This is a genomic window from Terriglobus sp. YAF25 (assembly GCF_052113305.1).
Taxonomy (GTDB): Bacteria; Acidobacteriota; Terriglobia; order Terriglobales; family Acidobacteriaceae; genus Terriglobus.
Map to the genome: position 1 here is coordinate 1 of NZ_JBFRCY010000153.1, position 7,251 is coordinate 7,251.

Genomic DNA, 7,251 nt, shown 5'->3' on the forward strand with positions numbered 1-7,251 from the left:
TTATAGGCCTCCCACCCGTGGAAGGTCATCTTGTCGTCGATTGCCGGGAAGCCAAGCGATGCATTGATCTCGTCAAAATGCTGTTTACCCTTTGCAAGCTGGTCGGGGAAGATATCACCGAGGGCGACGATGCGCGCCTGGGTATTCTTCGCAAACGAGGTCGCAACCGACGTACCGCGTTTGCCGCAGCCCAGCAGAGCATACTGCACGGTTGAATTTGCTGCGTAACTGAAAGCGACACTGGGCTTCACAATCATCAGGCCGCCCAGAGCTCCTGCACCCTGCAAAAACTTTCTGCGATTCATCATCTTCCTCCGTCTGGTTATGCCTTCTTGATCTTGTTGAGGATGTCTTCGAGATACAGCTTTTCAGCTTTTACGTCCTCGACCTGCTGCGGTCCGGAGGTCTCACGTTCGATGCTGACAGCACCTTTATAGCCAACCTCATGCAGCATGGACAAAACCTTCGGGAAGTCCACTTCGCCCTTACCGATAAGAACCTCTTTGCCGAGCTGGTCCGGGTCGGTTGGCCATTTGCCGTCCTTGGCGTGCATAGCGCGAACGTGGGGTCCAAGAACCTTCAATGCATCTACCGGGTTGGCCTTGCCGTAAAGAATCAGATTGGCGGTATCAAGGCCCACACCAAGCGCAGGATTGTTTACGTCCTTCAACATGCGCAGCATGGTGGTGGGTGTCTCCTGTCCGGTCTCCATCAGGAAGCTTTGGCCATTGGCAGCGCAGTGCTCGGTGATCTCACGGATGGCGGCTACCGTTTCAGGGTAGAGAGGGTCCTTGGGATCCTCAGGAATAAACCCACAGTGTGTCTGAACTTTGTCGATGCCAAGGGTTTTGGCAAAGTCGGAACACTGCTTCAGCGCATCAAGCCTGGCCTGGCGATAGGCTCGCGGGACCAGGCCAATGGTGGCGGGGCCTTCCGTGAAGTTCCATTTGAGCGGTTGGGGATTCACGACTTCGGCTGTCGTCGCAATGACCTGATACTTATCCAGGAGGTCTGCCATCTGCTTCGTCAGCGCGGGCGTGAAATTGTTCAGGTAGCCGTCGAGCGAGAGGAAGCAGGTTTTAAAGCCGAGATCGCGAACCAGGCGAATCTTCGCTTCGGGGTCCGGAGAAGGCTTGATAAGCAGGCCAAGCTCCATAGGAGCATGCGTGGGTTGTTTCCGCGTTGCACTCTCTGCGAAGAGTGCCGGCGGAGTCATTCCACCAGCTGCTACACCGATGGCAGCAGCAGCGGCCTGCTYGAGAAAGGTACGGCGTTCGGTCGGCATCTCTTCCTGTTTCTGCTGTGTTGCAAACATCTCAGGACCTCCGTGTACGAAGTTCTATAACGACATCAGGTAGTTGAAAGCTGCGATGGAAGCCGCGCTCCTCGGTAACGACACCGGGTCGGCGGTGGTGAAACGAATCTCGGTGGAGCCGAGATAACGGGGAAGGATACTGTTTTCGATTCCCTGGCGAATGGCGGTGCGGAAGACTCCGTTCTCAAAGCCCTCCAGATCGGTGAAGAGAACCGCCTGCGGATTATTGATGTGCACCAGCGATGCAATGGCCGAACCGAGAGCCTTGCCTGCACAGCGCAGTAGCTGCACGGCGTTACGCTCGCCATGCATCGCCAGGTCTTCCAGGTCGCGCATGCTCTCAATCACTAGGCCTTTCTCGTGAGCGGCCTGCCGCAGTGCGGAACCGCCGGCAATGGTATCGAGACATCCGTTGCGGCCGCAGCGGCAAAGTATTCCATGTGGATCGACCGAGATGTGCCCAATCTCGCCGGCGCTGCCATCGTGTCCGCGATAGAGAATGCCGTGCATGTAGTGGGCGGAGCCAATCGTACGTCCCAACACGATGGAAGAGAAGTGGTCGTACTCCCTCGCATTGCCGAAGATATGTTCCCCAATGGCAATTGCGTTGGCATCGTTGTCGGCCCACGCCTGCAGCTCCAGAGCCTCTCCGATGATGCGGGCGATGGGAACATCACGCCAGTCCAGTGCGGCGGAGTAACGGCACACGCCCTGGTCGGCATCGACGATTCCTGATACGGCGATACCAGCGCCACGCACTCTGGTGCGCGGAATCGAGGCATGACTCAGCGCGGCGAGGAACGTCGTGCGTATTGCTTCGGGAATCTCTGAGAGGGAATCAACTGCCGGAACGTGGCGTTGTTCCAGAACCTCTCCCTTCAGGTCCGTAATCGCGAGCACCATCTCGCCTTCGCCGATATTGATGCCTGCAAAGCAGGAATGTCCTGGTTGAAGAGAGAGCTCTACCGGCGGCCGTCCGCGACGCTTGCCCCGGCCCGGAGGATCAATGGATGGAGTCTCCGCCAGCAGTTCCTGCTGAAGAAGCTTCTGGGTCACCTCGGTGATGCCGGCTGGGCTGACCCCGGTAAGCTCACTCAGCTCGAGCCTTGAGAGGCGGTCGTGTTGCAGCAAGGCTGCGATGATCGAGGTCTTCGCGGATTGAAACGGCACCTTCAACGACAGCTTCTCCCGGACAGCAGGTGGAACAAAACGGCACGGGACGTCGTACTCCATCATGCGGTTACAGGACGACCAAACCAGGGTTACAAATCGCCTTGACCGCCTGACGGTGCACGGATATCATCCAGTCACCGAAACATTGCATTCCTGCTTTCCTGTAGATCGTACAACGAATGACGCTAATCCTGGTGCCGAATAATTTCGGTGACTGAAAGAATAAGAAGACAATATAAAACACAGCGCATTCCTACTCCGCGGGTCTTCTCCCTGCGTTATGGTGGGCAGCCCCGCATCACACACACAACCAATCGAGATTGTGGGAGGCCGCAAATGAAGTTTGGTTTCAGGAGTACCAGTCAACGTAGGCCGGGAAGATGGTCCCCGGCGAGTTCTCTTTGTTTAACGCGTTCCGTTCTTCGCGGAGCCCTGCTTGCCGGCTCTGTCCTGTTGTTTACCGGGTCGCCGCTCCTGGCGCAGAACACGACTGCTGATGTCGTCGGTACGGTGACGGACGAAAGCGGCGCCGTTATCCCGAATGCAAAGGTTGAGCTGACAAACATCGAAACGCACGAGACCCGTGTCTTGACCTCGGGAGACGGCGGTGAGTTTGTCTTCACGCTGCTCAAGCCAAGCCGTTACTCGCTGGCGGTGACAGCGACAGGATTCAAGGTCTTTAAGATTGATTCGTTCAACCTGGCAGCAGGTGACCGTGCCCGTGAAGACTCGCACATGGTCGTGGGTTCCCAAGGCGAGATCGTAAACGTCGAGGCGACGCCTCCGGCACTGCATACGGACTCCTCAGCGCTGATTACAACGGTTACGGAAAAGGCGACCCAGGAGCTTCCGCTCAATGGCCGTAACTTCATCAATCTTGTCCAGGTGACCCCGGGAGCGACGGAAGGGCTGAACAATGGCCTTGCGAGCGGCAACCGGCCTGACGATCGCCGCCAGACGTCATCTGTTTCGATGAACGGTCAGGCAGATATGATGAACAACCAGACCATCGATGGCATCGATAATAACGAGCGCGTGATCGGCTCGATCGGTGTTCGTCCTTCAGTCGATGCCATCCAGGAAGTCAGCGTTCAGGCAAACGTCTTTACGGCAGAAGTAGGCCGTGCGGCGGGTGCGATTGTGAACGTGATCACCAAGTCCGGTACGAACACCCTGCATGGATCGGTGTACGAGTTCTTCCGTAACGACGTACTGAATGCGAATCCGTTCAAGTTCGGCGCCAATATTCCGAAGCCGAAGTATCGCCAAAACCAGTACGGCGGTAGCATTGGTGGCCGTATCGTTAAGGACCGTAGCTTCTTCTTTGCGGATTATGAGGGCCTGGATATCATCAAGAACCAGAATCCGACGACCACGACCGTGCCAACACTGTTCGAACGTCAGAATCCGGGCAACTTTACGGACAATGCGGCGATTAACAAGGTTATTCCAGCGGCCTCCTTCGACAAGGTCGGCCAGCAGTACCTCAATCTGTTTCCGCTGCCGACGAATAACGCGGTCTCCGGAAATTACGTAGGAGCTCGTGCTGATAACCAGTTCTCAAAAACGGGTGACGGACGTGTCGATCATCGCTTCAACAATGGCGATTTGACTTACCTGCGCTACACCTACAATCGCGTGGATACCAAAATTGGCTCGCTGTTTCCGGCCGTGAACACCGCGGCCGGTGTCATCGAGCCGGGCGGTAACCTGGGGAGCTATCCCGGACCGGCGCAGACGCGCGCGCATCAGGCACACCTCAACTATATCCACACCTTCACTCCCAATCTACTTCTCGAATTGAAGGCCGGTTATACGCTGTTGAACAATGCTCAATTCCCGTTGAATTATGGGAAGGCGATCAACACGGCAATGGGGCAGGCCAATATGAACGTCGATGCGCGTACCGCAGAGCTTTCTGCGGTCACTGTTAACCAGGGAACCGCTCCGACGCTCGGCAACCGCCCGCCGATTATCTATCACGAGAACACCTGGCAGTATGAGGGAGTCGTTAACTACATTCGGCACAAGCAGACCATCAAGATCGGTGCTGGCTTGATCCGTAGGCAGGACTCCACCACACAAACAGATACGGCGAACGGCAACTGGGCGTTTACGGATTTCTCCACGCTGTTAACTGGCGACTATCTGACTGAGGGCCGTAACTGGATCTTGTACACGCCGCGCAACCGCACATGGGAGCCGCATGTGTTTGTGCAGGATGATATTCACTTGTTGCCGAACCTGACTCTGAATGTGGGTGTCCGTTACGACCTGTTCACACCGTACACGGAAATCAACAATGTTCTGTCCAACTTCGATATCAACCAAGGCCGGATACTGGTCGCGGGAGTCAATGCCGACTCACATGGCGGTGTGAAGACCGACTATAGCAACTTCGCTCCCCGCTTCGGTTTCGCCTATACACCTATGCCCCGTACCGTAATCCGTGGCGGCTTCGGTTTGACCTTTGCTCCGGAAAACACTACTTCAGGTTCGGCGCTCGTCAATCAACCATTCATCGCAACATGGGGTGCCTATACGCCGGATCAAGCGGCCGCACAGGCGCAACAGCTTGGCCTTCAGAACCCAAATCAATATAGGAAGTTTGGCAGCGGTCTACCCACGCCAACTCCGAACCCTTACGTCAGCGCGGATGGGAAATTTCCAAGTGGCAGCATTACCGCAGCTCTGGATCCGAACTTCCGCTCAACCTACATCGAACAGTTCAACCTGACCGTAGAACGTGAGGTCGCTGGCTTTGTGGGAACCTTGTCCTACGTGGGTGAGTTAGGTCGCCACAATGCCTACTACCTCTCGGACTACAACACGGTTCCAGTGGCGGTGAGTGCGCTGTCGTTCACTCAGACAGCACGAGGCGATACAACGACAAATTCTCCAGCAACCTCAACCGATTTCAACACCCGTCGTCGGTTCAACGCCACTGTGCCAAACGTCACATCGATCCCGCTTTATCGCAGTAACGGGGCCAGCAGCTACCATGCAATGCAGGCCGTGCTGAAGCGGCGCTTCAGCAAGGGACTGGATCTGCAGGTTGGCTACACGTGGGCACGTCTGTTGGATAACTCAGAGTCGATCAGCAACAACGGTGGCAATGGTTTCGGATCTTCCGCGGATCTGATTCCCACTCTTGAGTATGGCAACGGCAATCTGGATGTCCGTCAGCGTGTGACCGGTACATTCAACTACACTCTCCCATTCGGTCAGGGCCTGCACGGTTTCACTGGCGTCCTCGCCCGGGGATGGCAGGCAAACGGAGTTGTGGTGTGGAATACGGGCATGCCGTTTTCGGTCACGAACGTGACGAACCGCAGTGGTACACGTCCGACGGCTGGCAACAGTGATCGGGCAAACATGACGGGAAGCGGTAAGGTCAGCCATCCAACTATTGGCAAGTGGTTCGATACCAGCGCCTTCTCTTTCCAACCTGCTGGAACGGTGAGCAATCAGCGTCGTAACCAGCTCTACGGTCCCGGGCTCCAGCGCGTGGACTTGTCCTTGTTCAAGAACTTCGATCTGACCGAACGTGTGAAGCTTGAGTTCCGCACTGAGGCCTTCAATGTCTTGAACACAGCGCAGTTTGTGAACCCGCTCTCATCGTTGTCGCTCTCGGCAGGCGCTCCCGTATCGACCTTCGGCACCATCACTTCAACGGCGAATGCCTACAACCCGCGTCTCATTCAGTTCGCGGCGCGCGTGAAGTTCTAACGAACAACACATGGGGCGGCCTTCATGGCCGCCCCAAATTCTTGACCTACGCTTCATCTTTCCAGGAGCATCTGCATTCATGCAACGTAGAGAGTTTTTGAAGACCGCGTCGGCGTCTGCCTTTGCTCTTGCAGCCTCAAACCGCGGATGGTCCGCAGGAACAACGCCGCGTATTGCATACGGCGGCATTGGGATTGAGAGCAGCACCTATGGCCACATCCGTGCACGCATGGAAGACTTCACCATCCTGCGTGGGAAAGAAGCGGATGAGAACGCCCGCTTTGCATTTCTGAAGAAGCGTTATCCCAAAGTTCCATTTATGCCGACACTCGTCGCTACCGCCGTCCCAGGAGGACCGATAGCGCGAGATACGTACGACAAGATCAAAACAGAGTTTCTGGAGCGCCTGCAGATCCTGCTGCCACTGGATGGTCTCTACCTTCCCATGCACGGAGCCATGTTCGTGGAAGGGATGCAGGACGCAGAAGCCGACTGGTATGAGTCGGCTCGCAAGGTCGTTGGCTCGAAGTGCCTGATGTCGGCAAGTTATGATCTTCACGGCAATATCAGCAAGCGCATTATCGACACGCTGGACATGATGTCCGCCTTCCGAACCGCGCCGCATATCGATCGCGAAGAGACCATGAGCCGCGCCTGCGACATGCTGGTGAAGTGCATCCAGGGGAACATCCGTACAACGCTGATGTGGGCCAGCATCCCAGTGCTGATGCCCGGTGAGCGGAGCTCAACGGAGTGGAATCCCGGCAAGCGCTTGTGGTCCCAGTTACCGGAGTTGAATAAGACGCCTGGAGTGCTCGATGTCTCGATGCTGGTGGGATATGTCTGGGCAGACGAACCGCGCGGCGCCGCATCGGTAGTCGTGACCGGAACCAATCCTGCAGAAGAAGAAAAGGTCGCGAAGAATCTGGCGCAACAGTATTGGGACGCTCGACGTGAGTTCGACTTCGGTACCGAGGTCTGCTCGCTCGACGCGTGCATTCAGCAGGCGATGGCCTCGAAGACCTCTCCCGTCG

General features: G+C 56.4%; 5 protein-coding genes. 2 read left to right on the forward strand and 3 right to left on the reverse strand.

Going from position 1 to position 7,251, the window contains the following annotated elements; all coding sequences use genetic code 11:
- The 3 genes from AB4043_RS08380 to AB4043_RS08390 form a co-directional block, all read right to left on the reverse strand.
- On the reverse strand, window positions 1–308 hold a 308-nt coding region (locus AB4043_RS08380; RefSeq protein WP_442306844.1), incomplete at its 3' end, for a twin-arginine translocation signal domain-containing protein.
- A 14-nt stretch (window positions 309–322) separates the two neighbouring features.
- Window positions 323–1,315: a sugar phosphate isomerase/epimerase family protein gene (locus AB4043_RS08385; protein ID WP_442306845.1), complete on the reverse strand. Its 993-nt coding sequence runs from the start codon at window positions 1,313–1,315 to the stop codon at window positions 323–325.
- 24 nt (window positions 1,316–1,339) lie between these two features.
- Window positions 1,340–2,485: an ROK family protein gene (locus tag AB4043_RS08390; protein WP_442299727.1), complete on the reverse strand. Its 1,146-nt coding sequence runs from the start codon at window positions 2,483–2,485 to the stop codon at window positions 1,340–1,342.
- Window positions 2,486–2,824: 339 nt separating this feature from the next.
- On the opposite strand from AB4043_RS08390, the gene AB4043_RS08395 reads away from it, so the two are divergent.
- Both AB4043_RS08395 and AB4043_RS08400 read left to right on the forward strand, forming a co-directional pair.
- Window positions 2,825–6,217, forward strand: coding sequence for a TonB-dependent receptor domain-containing protein (locus tag AB4043_RS08395; RefSeq protein ID WP_442299726.1), 3,393 nt, complete (start codon window positions 2,825–2,827; stop codon window positions 6,215–6,217).
- A 79-nt stretch (window positions 6,218–6,296) separates the two neighbouring features.
- The coding region (locus AB4043_RS08400) for a M81 family metallopeptidase (RefSeq protein ID WP_442306846.1) at window positions 6,297–7,251 on the forward strand (955 nt) is incomplete at its 3' end.

Coding starts and splice junctions, on each gene's coding strand:
- AB4043_RS08395 (WP_442299726.1), top strand. CDS start 2,825: ATGAAGTTTGGTTTCAGGAGTACCAGTCAACGTAGGCCGGGAAGATGG.